14 protein-coding genes are annotated in these 16,378 nt (G+C 63.0%); 9 read left to right on the top strand and 5 right to left on the bottom strand.

The window, feature by feature from the left end:
- Window positions 1-40: 40 nt before the first annotated feature.
- Complete coding sequence (phbB, locus tag CLU90_RS19370) at window positions 41-781, top strand: acetoacetyl-CoA reductase (protein ID WP_092713330.1); 741 nt, start codon at window positions 41-43, stop codon at window positions 779-781.
- Window positions 782-899: 118 nt separating this feature from the next.
- Window positions 900-2,324: a hypothetical protein gene (locus CLU90_RS19375; RefSeq protein ID WP_157808860.1), complete on the top strand. Its 1,425-nt coding sequence runs from the start codon at window positions 900-902 to the stop codon at window positions 2,322-2,324.
- Here the strand turns inward: CLU90_RS19375 and CLU90_RS19380 are convergent.
- The gene (locus CLU90_RS19380; protein WP_232731263.1) at window positions 2,261-2,881 is read right to left on the bottom strand and encodes a LysE family translocator; all 621 of its coding nucleotides are present in this window, start codon (window positions 2,879-2,881) and stop codon (window positions 2,261-2,263) included. The two genes, CLU90_RS19375 and CLU90_RS19380, sit on opposite strands and share 64 nt — an antisense overlap.
- Before the next feature lie 153 nt (window positions 2,882-3,034).
- Between CLU90_RS19380 and CLU90_RS19385 the strand changes: the two genes are divergently transcribed.
- The 4 genes from CLU90_RS19385 (at window position 3,035) to CLU90_RS19400 (ending at window position 5,603) form a co-directional block, all read left to right on the top strand.
- The gene (locus CLU90_RS19385) at window positions 3,035-3,517 is read left to right on the top strand and encodes an Lrp/AsnC family transcriptional regulator (protein WP_076564899.1); all 483 of its coding nucleotides are present in this window, start codon (window positions 3,035-3,037) and stop codon (window positions 3,515-3,517) included.
- A 78-nt stretch (window positions 3,518-3,595) separates the two neighbouring features.
- A complete protein-coding gene (gene pip, locus CLU90_RS19390) occupies window positions 3,596-4,552 on the top strand; it encodes a prolyl aminopeptidase (protein WP_100428712.1) in 957 nt (318 codons plus the stop codon).
- A 112-nt stretch (window positions 4,553-4,664) separates the two neighbouring features.
- The gene (locus CLU90_RS19395) at window positions 4,665-5,105 is read left to right on the top strand and encodes a DUF2721 domain-containing protein (RefSeq protein ID WP_092713338.1); all 441 of its coding nucleotides are present in this window, start codon (window positions 4,665-4,667) and stop codon (window positions 5,103-5,105) included.
- A 42-nt stretch (window positions 5,106-5,147) separates the two neighbouring features.
- Entirely contained in the window at window positions 5,148-5,603 is a 456-nt protein-coding gene (locus CLU90_RS19400; RefSeq protein WP_092713340.1) for a hypothetical protein, read from the top strand.
- A 1-nt stretch (window position 5,604) separates the two neighbouring features.
- Here CLU90_RS19400 and CLU90_RS19405 read toward each other — a convergent pair whose 3' ends face one another.
- On the bottom strand, window positions 5,605-6,186 hold the full coding sequence (locus tag CLU90_RS19405) for an SRPBCC family protein (protein ID WP_232731264.1): 582 nt from the start codon (window positions 6,184-6,186) through the stop codon (window positions 5,605-5,607).
- Window positions 6,187-6,345: 159 nt separating this feature from the next.
- Here CLU90_RS19405 and CLU90_RS19410 point away from each other — a divergent pair, with 159 nt between their 5' ends.
- Entirely contained in the window at window positions 6,346-8,391 is a 2,046-nt protein-coding gene (locus tag CLU90_RS19410; RefSeq protein WP_100428713.1) for an NADPH-dependent 2,4-dienoyl-CoA reductase, read from the top strand.
- 80 nt (window positions 8,392-8,471) lie between these two features.
- Here CLU90_RS19410 and ybaL read toward each other — a convergent pair whose 3' ends face one another.
- The 3 genes from ybaL to CLU90_RS19425 all read right to left on the bottom strand — a co-directional run bounded on the left by ybaL (window position 8,472) and on the right by CLU90_RS19425 (window position 13,151).
- Window positions 8,472-10,181 carry a YbaL family putative K(+) efflux transporter gene (gene ybaL / locus CLU90_RS19415; protein WP_100428714.1) on the bottom strand — a complete coding sequence of 570 codons (1,710 nt, stop codon included), beginning with the start codon at window positions 10,179-10,181 and terminating at the stop codon, window positions 8,472-8,474.
- Window positions 10,182-10,392: 211 nt separating this feature from the next.
- Window positions 10,393-11,514: a beta-ketoacyl-ACP synthase III gene (locus tag CLU90_RS19420; protein WP_100428715.1), complete on the bottom strand. Its 1,122-nt coding sequence runs from the start codon at window positions 11,512-11,514 to the stop codon at window positions 10,393-10,395.
- 197 nt (window positions 11,515-11,711) lie between these two features.
- A complete protein-coding gene (locus tag CLU90_RS19425; protein ID WP_092713348.1) occupies window positions 11,712-13,151 on the bottom strand; it encodes a S41 family peptidase in 1,440 nt (479 codons plus the stop codon).
- 327 nt (window positions 13,152-13,478) lie between these two features.
- Between CLU90_RS19425 and CLU90_RS19430 the strand changes: the two genes are divergently transcribed.
- Complete coding sequence (locus CLU90_RS19430) at window positions 13,479-14,057, top strand: hypothetical protein (protein ID WP_100428716.1); 579 nt, start codon at window positions 13,479-13,481, stop codon at window positions 14,055-14,057.
- A gap of 143 nt (window positions 14,058-14,200) precedes the next feature.
- Window positions 14,201-16,285, top strand: a complete 2,085-nt coding sequence (locus CLU90_RS19435) for a M13 family metallopeptidase (RefSeq protein ID WP_092713352.1) — start codon at window positions 14,201-14,203, stop codon at window positions 16,283-16,285.
- Window positions 16,286-16,378 lie beyond the last annotated feature (93 nt).

Here is a 16,378-nt window from a genome sequence, read left to right on the forward strand (position 1 = left end):
ATTAACTTTTTAGCAATAGAACGACACTGAGGGGATGAAAATGGCAAGAGTTGCATTGGTAACTGGTGGCATGGGCGGTCTGGGCGAAGCGGTGTGTTTCAAGCTGGCGGCCCTCGGCTATCGCGTGGTGACCACATATTCCCCAGGCAATCCGAAGGTCGCTGACTGGCTGGCGACGACGAAGGACATGGGTTACGACTTCAAGGCCTATCCTTGCGACGTGGCCGACTACGATTCGGCGGCTGCCTGCGTGGCGGCCGTGGAAAAGGACATCGGTCCCGTCGACGTGCTGGTGAATAATGCCGGCATCACGCGCGACATGACGTTCAAGAAGATGGACAAGCCGAACTGGGATGCCGTGATGAGCACCAACCTCGATTCCGTGTTCAACATGACCAAGCCCGTCTGCGATGGCATGGTGGAACGCGGCTGGGGCCGTATCATCAATATCTCGTCCGTGAACGGCCAGAAGGGCGCTTTCGGCCAGACCAACTATTCGGCCGCGAAAGCCGGCATGCATGGTTTCACCAAGTCGCTGGCGCTGGAAGTGGCGCGCAAGAACGTCACCGTCAACACCATCTCGCCAGGCTACATCGGCACCAAGATGGTCATGGCGATCCCACAGGAAGTGCTCGACAGCAAAATCATCCCGCAAATTCCGATGGCGCGCCTGGGCAAGCCGGAAGAAGTGGCCGGCCTGGTGGCCTACCTGGCTTCCGACGAAGCGGCGTTCGTCACGGGCGCCAACATCTCCATCAACGGCGGCCAGCACATGTCGTAATCGTTGTTGAGGTAAAACAAAAAAGACAGCTGCGGCTGTCTTTTTTTATGCTTGCCAGCAAAACAAGGGGATGGCCGGATTTGCCTTAGAATCAGCATTTCTCCACTACATCATCTCCATGATCCTCGTTCCCGCCTTGCGCCGCGCCAGCGTGGCCGCCATCCTTTTCCTGGGCGCCGGCGCGGCCCAGGCCAGCGTCGCGTTCCACGTCACGGTCACGACCGAGCGCGTCAACCAGCCCGGCGTGAAAACCAGCCTGCCCGCGCACACTACGCAGGAAAGCGATGTCGTGCTGGGCGAACATTACCTGAGCGTGCGCGATGGCAAGGCCTTGGCCGTGCTGGACTTTGCCACGCGCCGCCGCTACGTGATCGATACGGCGGCGTCCACCTACGACACGTATTCGCTGTTCGACGTGGCGGGTTTTCGCCGCATCGAGATAGAGCACCGTCAGGGTATGGCCGGCGCGCTCAAGGCTGGCGGCTTGCAAGCCCACGTCACGCCGCCCGTGTATGAAGAGCAAGCGTTGTCCGTGCCGGCGGCAAGGCGGCGCAATGCGCTCGTGCCCCAGATACTCGATGGCGCCGTGCTGTGGTCGCTCGATGAGCAGCCCCTGCTGCGCCTGGGCATTGCCGGCAGCCCCGTCAGTAACGACGATGCGACGGCGTTTGCCCAGTATTTGCGCTACACCTGGGGCGGCCATCCGCTGGTGCTGAAGATGCTGGCCGACGGCAAGCGCATTCCCGCCGCATTCACCTTGCACTACGAGGAGGTGGGCGGCAAGGTCGCGCGCCATTTCCGCATCAGCGCCATGACGGCGGGGGCGCCCGCCACGTATACCCTGGCCGCCTACCGGCCACGCCCGCTGGGGGCCGATGCACCGCCGCTCGAAAGCGTGCTGGCGCAGGCGGCGTCGCTGCCACCGCCGGGACCGCAGGTGCATCCGGCGCTGCGGGCCGAAGCGGAAAAGCTCTTTGCCGAAGAAAAGCCCTTCGAAGCTTTCTTGACCATGCTGGAAGACCATTTTTCCACGGGCGCGCTGGTCGAAAAACTCTCGCCGGAGCAACGGCAGGCCATGCAGGAATGCCAGCCCATCCATGACTTGACGCGGGGATTGCTGGCCAAGGACAAGGAGGGCATCGCGGCCGCGCTGGCCGGCGTGCAGGAATTGAGGAAGCAAATGGGGGCGGATCAGGCCGTATTGGCGCTGTTCGAGGGGAATTTGCGCGCCAAGCTGGGGCAATGGCCGCAAGCGACGGCCTTGTATCTGCAAGTGCTGCAGGCAAAGCCGCAGATGGCGGCCGTATACCAGGATCTGGGCGACGCCTTGTTGGCGCAGTTCGATGCGCCGAACGCCTGGCGCACCTGGGATGCGGGCCGGGCCATGGCGCCGTCGCTGCGGCAATTTCGCAAGGTCAACGATCGTGAGCGCGGCTTGTTGAACGACTACCCCGCCTTCTTTGCCGACGCTAAAGCAGGTCAGCCCAGCACCAGCCGCCCGGCCAGCAAGACGAATACGGTGGGCAGCACGAACTTGCCGTAAGGCGAGGGTTTGCCGCGCAGGCGGCGCGCCAGGCGCGCGGCCAGCACGGCGTACAGGGCGTCGAACAGCAGGCCCATCAGCACCAGGACGGCGCCCAGGCGCAGGTATTGCATGCCGACCTGCTCGCTGCCGGCGACGAATTGCGGCAGGAACATGCTGCAAAACAGCAGTGCCTTCGGATTGAGCAGATTCGTCAGGAAGCCGCGCACCAGGCTGGCGCGGGCGCCATGCGCCGTGGCGGGGGCGGTTTCTTCCTGCGCCGTTTTGCTCGACAGGGCCGACTGCAGCAGGCGCAGCGCCAGGTACAGCAGGTAGGCGGCGCCGGCCCATTTGACCCACTGCAAGGCTTGCGGATGCGTCACCATCAGCGCCGCCAGGCCCGCGCCAGACAGCGCCACGTGGACGGCGCGCGCGCCGGCGATGCCCACGGCCGTCACCAGCGCCGTGGCCACGCCGCGCGCGGCGCCCGTCGCCAGCACCAGCGCCATGTCGGGGCCCGGTAATAAAAACGCGCCGGCCAGTGCCAGCAGGTACATCAGGAAGGTAGAATCGGACATGGGCCAGTCGAAAAGAAAAGCGGGAGCATGCGCACGGTGCAGCCTGCTCGCCGGGTCCCATTATGTTCCCGCTGCGATGAAATGTGCTTGCTTTTCCTTCCCTGCATGCCCTAGTATTCGGGTAGATTCCACTCGTATAAAAACAAAAATTAGATGAAAATTTCAGAAGTTAGCCTCGACGCCACCGATTTGCAGATACTCAGGCTGTTGCAGGATGAAGGAAGGCTGTCGAATGCGCGCCTGGCCGAGCGCTTGAAACTCAGTGAAACCCCCGTCTGGCGCCGCTTGCGCCGCCTGGAAGACGAAGGTTTTATCACGGGCTACCAGGCTTTGCTCAACCGTAAGAAGCTGGGCATCGGCCTCGTCGCGTTCGTGCGGGTCGTGTTTGCCAACCACGGCGGCGAGCAGCCGTCGCAGTTCGAGCAGGCCATCGCGACGATTCCAGAAATTTTGTCGTGCCACAACGTGGCGGGCGAAGCCGATTATTTCCTGCAAGTGGTGGCGCGCGACCTGGAAGCGTATGGCGAATTCGTCTCGACCGTGCTGCGCCGCCTGCCTGGCGTGGCGGAAATCCAGTCCAGCCTGTCGATGCGTGAAATCAAGTCGTCGAACCGCCTGCCTTTGCTGCTGGCCTGAGGCACCGGGCGCGCACTATAATTGGAACAGTTGCCAGGACTCGCGCCTGGCGCCCTGATCGCCATTCCAAGGACCGCCATGCCCGATTCCCTGACACCTTTGTTTCCCGTCCTGTCGCCGAACCGGCACGGCATGCTGGCGGTCGATGACATCCACACCATTTACTGGGAAGAGTGCGGCAACCCCGACGGCATCCCCGTGCTGTTCCTGCATGGCGGCCCCGGCGCGGGCCTGTCGCCGCAGCACCGCCGCTTCTTCGATCCGCAGCGCTACCGCGTGATCCTGTTCGACCAGCGCGGCGCCGGCAAGTCCACGCCGCTGGGCGAATGGCGCAACAACACGACGCAGCTGCTGATCGAAGACATCGAACGCCTGCGCGCCCAGTTCGGCATTGCCCAATGGCTGGTGTTTGGCGGCTCCTGGGGCTCGACCCTGGCGCTGGCGTATGGCCAGGCGCATCCCGCGGCTTGCCTCGGTTTCGTGCTGCGCGGCATTTTCCTGTGCACGCAGGCGGAAATCGACTGGTTCATCGAAGGCGTGCGCTGGTTCTATCCGGAACTGTACGCGGAATTCGCCGCGCCGATTCCGCCGGAAGAACGGGGCGACTTGCTGGCGGCCTACGTGCAACGCATCCTCAGCAGCGATCCCGCCGTGTACTGGCCGGCCGCGCGTGCCTGGAGCCGCTTCGAAGGCCGCCGCGTCTACCTGATGCCGCAGCCCGAGGACGTGCCGAACGATGCGCTGGACCTGGGCGTGGGCCGGCTCGAATCGCATTACATGGCCAATCTCGGTTTCTTCGAGGAAGACCAGCTGATCCGCAACATGGGACGCATCGCGCATTTGCCGGCGGTCATCGTGCAGGGCCGTTACGACGCCATCTGCCCGCCGCTGTCGGCTTACCGGCTGCAGCAGGCCTGGCCCGGCGCGCAGCTGGAAATGATACCGGATGCGGGCCATGGCGCGCTCGAGCACGGCATCGCTTCGGCGCTGGTGCGCGCCACCGAGCGCTTCGTGCCGGGACGCGGCTTCGCATGACCATGCGACACGCCGGTTGGCAAAGCGGCCAGCCGGCGTGCGCCACCTGCTACACTATGGCCTGTGCTGGCGCCACGGTCGGGCGCCGGTGTGAACCCACGACTTTTTATCCATGAACATACAGATCGGCGACATCGGCCATATCATCCAGCTGGCGATTGCGCCGGTTTTCCTGTTGACCGGTATTGGCACCATGCTGGTGGTGCTGACCAACCGCCTGGGCCGCATCATCGACCGCACGCGCGTGCTGGAAGACCGGCTCGATATCGGCTACAACGATTTCTATATGGATGAGCTAGATACCCTGTATCGGCGTACCCATCTGATCAATTACTCGATTTCGCTGAGCACGGCGTGCGGTTTCTTCGTCTGCGTCATCATCGCCATGCTGTTTTTGGGCGATATTCTGAACCTGACCCTGGACAAATACATCGCGGCCTTCTTTGTGCTGGCCGTGCTTTGCCTGATCGGCTGTTTTATTTATTTACTGCGCGAAATTTACCTGGCCGCGACGGCCCAGCGCATCCGGCGCCATATCCGCCCGCCACGTTAAGCGGCGCGCCGGTTCACCCTACTATTGAAGAACGAGTCCAGCATGCACGATTACAAACGTCCCCCCACCCTGCACCGCTACGGCCAGCGCAGCGAACTCGAGCAGGCGCTGAGCCTGGGCCAGTTCCGCCTGACCCCTGCGGGCAATTGTCTGACCCTGAGTTTTTCGCAAGTGTGGGACAAGCAATTGTTCGACCTGTTCGCCCCGGCCGACGCTTGCCTGATCATCCACAATACGGAAGAATTCGGCGAACGCCTGCACCGCGCCGTACAGCGCACCTTGCCCAGCTGGGCAGGCATCGATGGCCTGGTCGAATATGGCCAGCGCGCGGCCCTGGGCGCCGCCTTCACCAAGACGCGCGCCGAGGCCGTTGAGCAGGAATGGCTGTTCGCCTGGCGTTCGATGCAGCCGCAAGCCAGCCTGAACCCCGTTACGGTCAAATTGGGCAGCCTGGAAAACTTCGCGGAAATCCGCGACCGCGATACCTATCTGGCGTAATTCAGCCTGACTTTTCCATGTGCTGGCTGTCGATGCGGGCCAGCACGGCCGCCATCATGCGCTCGATATCGCCGCGTATCATGGTCGTGCCCAGCATGCCGGGCACATAGAAGCCCGGCATCAGCCGGCTGGAAAAGACGATGCGCGTGCCGCCCGTCTCGGGCACGGGATACAGATTCCAGCGCGATTCATAATGCCGCATGTCGCCGGAGATCAGGGCGATGTCGATGGACGTGAACGGCGTTTCCGTGGCCCGCACCACCAGGTGGATGGCGTGGTTCATGAACAGGAAGCGCGCCATACCCTGCTGCTCGATGATGACTTCATTGCCGTTGCGCGACAGCACGCGGCAGGAACTGAGGTCGGGCACGAATTCATTCATGCGCTCGTAGGTGGTCAGGGTCTTCCACACGGACGCCGACGGCGCCTGCACGCTGGCGCTGGCATCGACTTCATACATGCGCTGCCCGTCGACCTCGATGCGCTTGACCTCGACCTTGAGCTTGTCCAGGCGTATCGCCTGCGCCAGCGCGGTAGCGGGGACGGCGCACAGCATCAGCAGGCAAAGGAAGAATCGCGTCATGCACCTAGCCTACGGGAAAGTACCGGCCGGCACAAGCCGTAAGCGTCGCCGGCCGCTGCGCCGGGCGATTTAGAACTCCCGGTCTAGAGAAAGTCGCTGCGGCGATCGGCAATGCTTGCTACCGTACGGCCTGCAACCACTACTACCGGACCGATCACCATGACTGCCTATCCCCATCTGCTGGCCCCGCTCGACCTGGGTTTTACCACCTTGCGCAACCGAGTCATCATGGGGTCCATGCACACGGGCCTGGAAGACCGCTTTTATCATTATGGCAAGCTCGCCGCGTTTTACCGCGAACGGGCGCGCGGCGGCGTGGGGCTGATCGTCACGGGCGGCATTTCGCCGAACCGCCAGGGCTGGCTGCTGCCGTTCGGCGGGACCTTGAATTTCCTCGGCGACGTGCCCAACCACCGCAAGGTGACGCGCGCCGTGCACGAGGAGGGCGGCAAGATCGTCATGCAGATCCTGCATGCGGGCCGCTATGGCTATCAGCCGTTCGTCGTCTCGGCGTCGGCAAAAAAGTCGCCGATTTCCCCGTTCCGTCCCCGTCCCTTGAGCGAACGCGGCATCGAACGCACGATCTGCGACTACGTGCGCTGCGCGCGCCTGGCGCAAAAGGCGGGATACGACGGCATCGAAGTGATGGGCAGCGAGGGCTATCTGTTGAACCAGTTCCTGTGTGCGCGCACGAATCTGCGCCAGGACCGCTGGGGCGGCAGCATCGAGAACCGCATGCGCCTGCCCGTGGACATCGTGCGCCGCATCCGCGCCGCCGTCGGCCCCAACTTCATCATCATGTACCGCCATTCCCTGCTCGACCTGGTCGAGGGCGGCAATACCTGGGATGACGTGGTGGCGGTGGCCAAGGCCCTGGAGCAGGCGGGCGTGACGATTTTGAATACCGGCTTCGGCTGGCATGAGGCGCGGGTGCCCACCATCGTCACCTCGGTGCCGCGCGCGGCCTTCGCTTCCGTGGCGGGCCGGCTGCGCCGCGAAGTGACGATCCCCGTGGTGGCCTCGAACCGCATCAACATGCCGCATGAGGCCAACGCCATCCTCGAGCGGGGCGACTGCGACCTCGTGTCGATGGCGCGCCCCTTCCTGGCCGATCCTGACTTTGTCGCCAAGGCCGCCTCGGGCCGCGCCGACGAGATCAACACCTGCATCGGCTGCAACCAGGCCTGCCTTGATCACACGTTTGCCAACAAGCGCGCCAGCTGCCTCGTCAATCCGCGCGCCTGCCATGAAACGGAACTCGTGTACGCGAAAAAGGCCGTGCCGCGCCGTGTGGCCGTCGTCGGCGCCGGGCCGGCCGGACTGTCTGCCGCCTGCGTGGCCGCCGAATGCGGACATCACGTGACCCTGTTCGACAGCAGCGACAGCGTGGGAGGCCAGTTCAAGGTAGCCATGCAAATTCCCGGCAAGGAAGAATTCACGGAAACCATCCGCTACTTTAGCCGTCGGCTGGCGCTGCTGGACGTCAGGCTGCGCCTGGGCCAGCGCGTCACGCGCGAGCAATTGCTGGCCGGCGGCTATGACGACGTCATCGTCGCCACCGGCATCAAGGTGCGCCTGCCGGCCATTCCCGGCATCGATCACCCGAAAGTGCTGTCCTACCTTGATGTGCTGCAAAGCAAGAAGCCCGTGGGCGCGCGCGTGGCCATCATCGGCGCGGGCGGCATCGGCTTCGACGTGGGAGAGTATTTGCTGCACGACCCGGCGCATCCGCTGCCGCAACCCGTGGCGACCTGGGCGGGCGAGTGGGGCGTGGACCTGAACGCGGCGACCGGCGGCGGCCTGGTGCCGCCCGCGGCACCGCATCCCGTGCGGCAAATCTTCCTGTTGCAGCGCAAGACGTCGAAAGTGGGCGCCGGACTGGGCAAGACGTCGGGCTGGGTGCACCGGGCGGCCTTGGCGAGAAACGGCGTGGCCATGCTGGCCGGCGTGGCGTATGACAAGATCGACGAACAGGGCTTGCACATCACCGTGGGCGGCGAGCAGCGCCTGCTGGTGGTGGACAACGTGGTCATCTGCGCGGGCCAGGACAGCTTGACGGAACTCATGCCGCCCGTCGACAAGGATGGCAAGCCCTTGCAGGCTGGCGGCCCCCGTTTCCACAAGATCGGCGGCGCCGCGCTGGCGGCGGAACTCGATGCCAAGCGGGCGATACGCGAAGGGGCGGAGCTGGCGGCGAGTTTATAACCCGGAAAAAAAACTGGGGTCGGACCCTCAGGATCCGACCCCGGCACTTGCATGGGCTAGAGGTTCGGCATCAAAGAACCTTAATGGCCATGCCCCTTCTTCGCTGTCTCAAAACTTTGCAGCACGTGCTCGGCCATGCCATTGGCCAGCTCGTGCTCGCCTATGAAGACCTTGCCCGCGTTTTCCGCGCGCAGCAATTCCGCCTCTTCTTCGCTGTGCGTGCGCACCACCGTCAGGATGGCGGGGTTCAGCGCGCGCGCCGTCTCGATCATGGCGCGCACGTGGAAGGTGTCCGGCGTGGCGATGACGAGCATGGTGGCATGCGTGATGTGCGCCTGGATCAGCACGGCCGGTTCGCCTGCATTGCCGGCCACGGCTGGAATGCCCTGCTTGCGCAGCTGGTCGACGATTTCGCGGTTTTCCTCTGCCACGACGAAGTGGATGCCCCGCTCCATCAGGGCGGCGGCGATGCGCCGGCCCACGCGGCCATAGCCGACGAGGACGATCTGGCCCGACAGTTTTTCCTGCGGCACCGTCATCGGCAGCTCGGCCAGCGGATCCGTCGTGCGTTCGAACTTGCGAGCGAAATCGCTGTTGCCGATCACGCGCAGCAGCGGCTTGGCCATGCTGAAGACGAGCGGGTTGAGGGCGATCGACAGGATGGCGCCGGCCAGGATCAGGCTTTGGCCTTCCTGCGGCATCAGGCCCAGGGACAGGCCCAGCGCGGCCAGGATGAACGAGAACTCGCCGATCTGCGCCAGGCTGGCCGAGACGATGATGGCCGTCTTCGGCGGATAGCGCAGCGCCATCACGAGCAGGAAGGCGGCGATCGACTTGCCGAAGATAATGATGGCGCACACGGCCAGCACTTGCAAAGGCTTGTCGATGAGGATGTTCGGCTCGAACAGCATGCCGACGGAAACGAAGAACAGCACGGCGAACGCATCGCGCAGGGGCAGGGATTCTTCCGCGGCGCGGTGACTGAGTTCGGACTCGCGCAGCACCATGCCGGCGAAGAAGGCGCCCAGCGCGAACGACACGCCGAACAGCTTGGTGGAAGCGTAGGCGATGCCGACGGCGGCGGCGATCACGCACAGGGTGAACAGCTCGCGCGAACCGGTGCGCGCCACTTGCCACAGTATCCACGGGAACAGCTTGCGGCCGACGACCAGCATGAAGAGAATGAAGCCGGCCACTTGCCCCAGGGTCATGGCCAGGGTTTGCCACAGGCTGACGGCTTCGGCGCCAGGGGCGACCTTGCCGCCCAGCGCGCCGGCAAACGCCGGCAGCAGCACGAGGACCAGCACGGTGACGAGGTCTTCCACTACCAGCCAGCCGACGGCGATGCGGCCATTGAGGGAATCGAGGATGCCCCGTTCTTCCAGCGCGCGCAGCAGCACCACGGTACTGGCCACGGACAGGGCCAGGCCGAAGATCAGCCCGCCACCGAGGGTCCAGCCCCACCAGTGGGCCAGGCCCATGCCCATCGCCGTGGCGACGCCGATCTGCAGGATGGCGCCGGGCAGCGCGATCTTGCGCACGTCCCATAAATCTTCGATGGAAAAGTGCAGGCCGACACCGAACATCATCAGCATCACCCCGATTTCCGCCAATTGTCCCGCTATTTCCGCATCCGCCACGAAACCGGGCGTGGCCGGTCCGATGATGATGCCGGCGGCCAGATAGCCGACCAGTGCCGGCAGTTTCAGACGCGCGGCAATGAAGCCGAAGATGAGGCCGAACCCGAGGGCGGCGGCGATGGTGGTGATCAGGCTGATGTCATGGGGCATGCGTGTGGGGTTCCTTATGGAGGATGTGCGGATGGAAAAGATGTTGCTCAGCGGCTAAGTATAAACGCATCAAAGCCGCTGCCGGAAAATTTCCTGCGGCTTTATCGCAAAAAACCAGTGCTATATCTTCGTCCAGGTGGCCGCGAACGCATGCCTATCCACCCCGAACATCGCCTAATTCAAGGAATCAAGCGATGTTACACCCATGCGCTCAGACCTTGCGCACGACCACGCAGCCGATGGAATAGCCGGCGCCGAACGAGCAGATGACGCCGGTGCTGCCCGCCGCCATGTCATCCTGATATTTATGGAAGGCGATGATGGAACCGGCCGACGAGGTGTTGGCGTAGGTGTCGAGGATCACGGGCGCTTCGTTCTCTTGTGCGTCGCGGCCCAGGATCAGGCGCGCGATCAGCAAGTTCATGTTCAGGTTGGCCTGGTGCAGCCAGTAGCGGGAGACTTGCGCCACTTCCACGCCGGCCTTGGCCAGGGTCGCCTTGATCATCTCGGCGGCCATCGGGCACACTTCCTTGAAGACCTTGCGGCCTTGCTGGCGGAACAGTTTATCGGCCTGGCCCACGCCTGACTCGTCAAAACGGTTGAGGAAGCCGAAATTGTTGCGGATGGCATTCGAGAAGCGCGTTTTGAGTTCCGTGCCGATGATCTCGAACTGGTGCCGGGACACGGCCGTGTCTTTCGCTTCGACGATGATGGCGGTGCAGGCGTCGCCGAAAATGAAATGGCTGTCGCGGTCGCGCCAGTTCAGGTGGCCGCTGGTGATTTCGGGATTCAAGACCAGCACGGCGCGCGCCTGGCCGCTTTGCACGGCGGCCACGGCTTGCTGGATGCCGAAGGTGGCCGACGAGCACGCCACGTTCATGTCAAAACCATAACCATCGATGCCCAGCGCATCCTGCACTTCCACGGCCATGGCCGGGTAGGCGCGTTGCATGTTGCTGCAGGCCACCAGCACCATGTCGATGTCGGCCGACGTGCGGCCGGCGCGGGCCAGCGCGTCGCGCGCGGCGGCGACCGCCATTTCCGCCTGCAGGGACAGTTCGTCATCGCCCCGTTCCGGGATGCGCGAGACCATGCGCGCCGGGTCGAGGATGCCTTCCTTTTCCATCACGAAGCGCGACTTGATGCCGGACGCCTTTTCGATGAAGGCCACGCTCGACAGGTCCAGCGCCGTCACCGTGCCCGCGGCGATCGCGTCGGCGTTGTCGGCATTGAACTTTTCCGCGTAGGCATTGAAGCAGGTGACCAGTTCTTCGTTGGAGATCGAAAATGGCGGCGTGTACAGTCCGGTACCGCTGATGACGACTTGTTTCATGGTTAAACTTTCAAATTTGACAATCGACGTGGCGCCGATAAGTGAAGCAAATTTTACACAAACGTGCTCGACTGTAGAGAGTTTCGTGTTGCGGGGCAGGGCGATGTGTGGCGGAAGATTGATTTTTGTCGCGTGGAGCGGTGCTGGGGGTATTGCGTGTGATGGGGTCAGACCCGCCGGGTCTGACCCCAAACTGCTTACTTCTTCTGTTCTTTCTTGACGTCGGCCTGCACCACCACCGGTTCGGCCTTGGCCAGTTGCACCGGCAAGCCCTTCAGGTGATTGAGCGCCTGGTGCAATTGGAAATCGTCCTTGCTGCCAAATTCCAGCGGCTTGCGGGTCTTTTCCAGGGCGATGATGCGCAATTGCTCTTCCATCTCGTCGTTGACGGGGGCCGCTTTGGCGCTTTCTTGGTCGCGGTCGTTGCTCAGGTGCTTGGTCAGGTCCGCTTCGCGGATGCGCAAGCCGTTCAAGCCGTCGCCGTCCGCATTTTCATCGACCAGCAGGTCGGGCACGATGCCCTTGGCCTGGATCGAGCGGCCGTTCGGCGTGTAGTAGCGGGCCGTCGTCAGCTTGACGGCCGTGTCGGCCGTCAATTGACGGATGGTTTGCACGGAACCCTTGCCGAAGGTTTGCGTGCCGATGATGGTGGCGCGCTTGTAATCCTGCAGGGCGCCGGCGACGATTTCCGAGGCCGAGGCCGAACCCGTGTTGACGAGCACTACCAGCGGTACTTTCTTGATGGCGGGCGGCAATTTCGCCAGCGCGTCGCCTTCCGAGCGGAAGTTATAGTATTCGGCGCGGCCATAAAATACCTGTTTCGAGTCCGGTAATTGGCCGTTGGTCGAGACGATGGGCGCGTCCTTCGGCAGGAAGGCGGCCGAGACGCCGATGGCGCCCTGCAGCACGCCGCCCGGATCGTTGCGCAGGTCCAGCACCATGCCCTTGATGTTCGGATCCTGTTGATATAGCGCCGTGATCTGCGCGGCCATGTCGTCGACGGTCGGTTCCTGGAATTGCGACACGCGCAGCCAGGCGTAGCCCGGCTCGACCATCTTCGCCTTCACGCTTTTTTGATGGATTTCCTCGCGCGTGATGGTGAAGGCCAGTGGCTGCGGTTCATCCTTGCGGGCAATGGTCAGCGACACCTTGGTGCCCGGTTCACCGCGCATGCGCTTGACGTTATCGTCGAGGCTGACGCCCTTCACGGGCTGGCCGTCGAGGCGGGTGATCAAGTCGCCGGCCTTGATGCCGGCGCGGTAGGCGGGCGAATCCTCGATGGGCGAGACGATCTTGATGTAGCCGTCTTCGCTGAGGCCGATTTCAATGCCCAGGCCGACGAACTTGCCTTCGGAGCCTTCGCGCAGCTCGGCGTAGGCTTTCTTGTCCAGGTAGGCGGAATGGGGGTCGAGCGAGGCGACCATGCCGGAAATGGCGTCTTCCAGCAGTTTCTTGTCTTCCACCGGCTCGACGTAATCGGACTTGATCAGGCCAAACACGTCGGCCAGCTGGCGCAGCTCTTCCAGCGGCAGGGGCGGTTCGACGGTCTTTTGCGCCATGGCGGAAAATTGCAGCGACACGGCGACGCCGGCCACCACGCCCAGGCCGATCAAGCCAGTATTTTTGAGTTTGCCCATCTTTGCACCTTTGCAGCTAGCGTGTCTTGCACAAGCGCCAGTCCCCGTGGAGCGGCGCTTTGTTGAAAGTATAGACCTGAATCTCTGCCGGCGTGGGCCGGCCGTGGAAAAAGCGTGCCTGGAGCCAGTCTACGCGCGAAAACGGGGCTGCCAGCTTGCCATATGTTGCGGTTTTGTATGCGATGTATAGTGAGTCTTGAGGGGAGTAAGCATTTGTAAGAGTCGAAAAAAAGCGTGTGCGGCGGCCCTATAGTGGATTCGCATTCTCGACCCGAAGTGGTTTTGCCTGCGTCCGCGGACGCAGGCTTTTTTTTATCCGGAGCCCCCATGATCTCGCTGACCTTTTCCAACGCCGTGCGCCGTCTCGGCCTGGCCTTGCTGCTGGGCACAACCGCCTTGACCGCCTCGGCCGTGCCGATTGCCGAGATGCGCCTGGAAGACTTGTTGCCGATGGCGCCCGATTTCAAGGCGGAATTGAAACTCAATGCGAATCAAAGCACCTTGTGGCAACAGGTGGAAGGGAAATCCCGCCAACTCTTGCGCGAACGTAAGGCGCGCCGCGAACGCTTGCAAGCAGGCGTGACGCAGGGCTTGCAGGTGCCCCGGCTGGAGCTGCGCGACTTGCTCGCCGGCCTGGACACGGAAAGCTCGCTGAGCCTGGCCGAAGAAAAGCAGCTGCGCGAATGGTGGCTGAGCGTCAACGATGCCCTGGACGAGAACCAGCGCCAGATGGTGACCCAGTTCATCGCCGGCCAGATGGCGCGCGTGATGGACGCCGCCATGCCCCGCAGCGAATCGCGTGGCGTTCCCGGTGGCGAGCACGGTGGCCGCAAGGGCGGCAAGGGCGGAATGGGGGGCGTGACTATGGGCAGTGGAGGCGCCGGCATGACGATACCGGACAACTAAGGGCAAGCAAGGAGGCAGTCCCGGGGGGCAAGGATGGTCAAATGGCATGCTCGCGTGCTACATTCCTGCAGCGCCTGGCGCGGCAGGCTATCCGCCCTAAGCCATCCGCCCGGTCTTTTTGACATGCCCCATAAGGACAATCCGTGAATCGCTATCTCTTGAGCAGTCTGACCCTGACCCTGTTGGCTGCGTTTGCCCATGCCGCCGAACCCGTATCCGCCGTTGCCGCTCCGACCGTGGCCCCAAGTGTCGCACCTGCCGCACCTGCCGCCGCTGGCGTCGTTTCCGGCATCGATGTGCAGTACATTGACCCTGCCGTGCGCGTGCAGGACGATTTCTTTACCCATTTGAACGGCAAGTGGCTGGCCACGGCCGAGATTCCCGCCGACAAGTCGAGCTGGGGTTCATTCGCCAAGCTGCGCGACGATACGACGCCGCAATTGCGCGGCATCATCGTCGCTACGCAGCAGGACAAAACCAAGAAAGCCGGTTCCGAAGCGCAGAAAATCGCCGACCTGTACGCGAGCTACATGGATGAAGCCAAGCTCGAAGCGCTGGGCACGAAGCCGCTGGCCGGCGAACTGAACCGTATCCGCTCGCTGCGCGACAAGAAGGGCGTGCCGGCCCTGATCGCCCACCTGAGCCAGACGGGCGTGTCGACCCCGTACGCCGTCTACGTGGGCCAGGATGCGCGCGCCTCGACGAAATATGCGGCTTACGTGAGTCAAAGCGGCCTGGGCATGCCCGACCGCGACTATTACCTGGAAGCCAAGCAGGCTGGCGTGAAGGAAAAATACCAGGCGCACGTGGAAAAAATGCTGGCCATGGCTGGCGACAAGAACGCCGCCGCGCGCGCCAAGGCTGTCGTTGCGCTGGAAACGGCCCTGGCTGAAGTGCAATGGACCAAGGTCGAGAACCGCGACCCCGTCAAACGCTACAACAAGACCGACATCAATCAACTCAACGACCTGACCCCGGGCTACGACCTGAAGTCGGGCCTGGCTGCCCTCGGTATCGCCAACAAGGTCGATTACGTCATCGTCAACCAGCCAAGCTACCTGGCCGGCTACAACAAGGTGCTCGCGTCCGCCGACCTGGACACCGTGAAAGCGTATTTCGAATGGCAGTTGCTGCGCAGCTATGCCAGCTACCTGTCGAAAAACTTCGTCGATGAAAGCTTTGCCTTCTACGGCACGGTACTGAGCGGCGTGAAGGAAAACCAGCCGCGCTGGAAGCGTGGCGTGGGCGCCGTCGAAGGCGTGCTGGGCGAAGCCGTCGGCAAACTGTATGTCGCGCAATATTTCCCGGCAGAGCGCAAGGCGCACATGCAGGAACTGGTGAAAAACGTGCTGGCCGCCTACAAGGACAGCATCGACACCTTGGACTGGATGAGCCCGGAGACCAAGAAGGAAGCGCAAGCTAAGCTGGCCAAGTTCACGCCGAAGATCGCATATCCGAACAAATGGCGCGATTACACGAAGCTGCAAATCGTCCAGGGTGATCTGGTGGGCAACATGATGCGCGCCGCCAACTTCGGCTCCGCCCGTCAGGTGGCCAAGCTGGGCAAACCGATCGACCGCGAAGAGTGGGGCATGACGCCGCAAACGGTGAACGCCTATTACAGCTCGACGATGAATGAAATCGTCTTCCCGGCGTCCATCCTGCAGCCGCCGTTCTTTGACGCCAACGCGGACGACGCCGTCAACTATGGCGCCATCGGCGCCGTCATCGGCCATGAAATCAGCCACGGCTTCGACGACAAGGGCAGCCAGTCCGATGGCGACGGCAACCTGCGCGACTGGTGGACCCCGGCCGACCGCAAGAACTTCGCGGCCAAGGCCGACGCGCTGACCAGGCAATATGACGGCTACAGCCCATTGCCGGGCTACCACGTCAACGGCGCGCTGACCCTGGGCGAGAACATCGCCGACAACTCGGGCGTGGCGATCGCCTATAAAGCCTATAAAATCTCGCTGGGCGGCAAGCCGGCGCCCGTGCTCGATGGCTTGACGGGCGACCAGCGCTTCTACATGGGCTTTGGCCAGGTGTGGCGCAGCAAGATGCGCGAAGCGCAGCAGATCGTGCAGATCAAGACCGATCCCCATTCGCCGGGCCAGTACCGCGCCAATGGCACTATGGTCAACCAGCCTGGCTTCTATGAAGCGTTTGGCGTGAAACCGGGCGACAAGATGTATGTTGCTCCGGAAAACCGCGTGATCATCTGGTAAACGTCATCCGACACACCGATGGCGCTCACAATGTTGTCGGCCTACGCCCTCTGGGCTAAGCCGACCTACGCCATGTAAACGTTATCTTGTCAC

Source organism: Janthinobacterium sp. 67 (genome assembly GCF_002797895.1).
Taxonomy (GTDB): Bacteria; Pseudomonadota; Gammaproteobacteria; order Burkholderiales; family Burkholderiaceae_D; genus Janthinobacterium.

Coding starts and splice junctions, on each gene's coding strand:
- CLU90_RS19400 (WP_092713340.1), top strand. CDS start 5,148: ATGCACGATTACAAACGTCCCCCCACCCTGCACCGCTACGGCCAGCGC.
- CLU90_RS19380 (WP_232731263.1), bottom strand. CDS start 2,881: ATGTCCGATTCTACCTTCCTGATGTACCTGCTGGCACTGGCCGGCGCG.
- CLU90_RS19375 (WP_157808860.1), top strand. CDS start 900: ATGATCCTCGTTCCCGCCTTGCGCCGCGCCAGCGTGGCCGCCATCCTT.
- pip (WP_100428712.1), top strand. CDS start 3,596: ATGCCCGATTCCCTGACACCTTTGTTTCCCGTCCTGTCGCCGAACCGG.
- CLU90_RS19425 (WP_092713348.1), bottom strand. CDS start 13,151: ATGGGCAAACTCAAAAATACTGGCTTGATCGGCCTGGGCGTGGTGGCC.
- CLU90_RS19410 (WP_100428713.1), top strand. CDS start 6,346: ATGACTGCCTATCCCCATCTGCTGGCCCCGCTCGACCTGGGTTTTACC.
- CLU90_RS19420 (WP_100428715.1), bottom strand. CDS start 11,514: ATGAAACAAGTCGTCATCAGCGGTACCGGACTGTACACGCCGCCATTT.
- CLU90_RS19430 (WP_100428716.1), top strand. CDS start 13,479: ATGATCTCGCTGACCTTTTCCAACGCCGTGCGCCGTCTCGGCCTGGCC.
- CLU90_RS19405 (WP_232731264.1), bottom strand. CDS start 6,186: ATGACGCGATTCTTCCTTTGCCTGCTGATGCTGTGCGCCGTCCCCGCT.
- CLU90_RS19385 (WP_076564899.1), top strand. CDS start 3,035: ATGAAAATTTCAGAAGTTAGCCTCGACGCCACCGATTTGCAGATACTC.
- phbB (WP_092713330.1), top strand. CDS start 41: ATGGCAAGAGTTGCATTGGTAACTGGTGGCATGGGCGGTCTGGGCGAA.
- ybaL (WP_100428714.1), bottom strand. CDS start 10,181: ATGCCCCATGACATCAGCCTGATCACCACCATCGCCGCCGCCCTCGGG.
- CLU90_RS19395 (WP_092713338.1), top strand. CDS start 4,665: ATGAACATACAGATCGGCGACATCGGCCATATCATCCAGCTGGCGATT.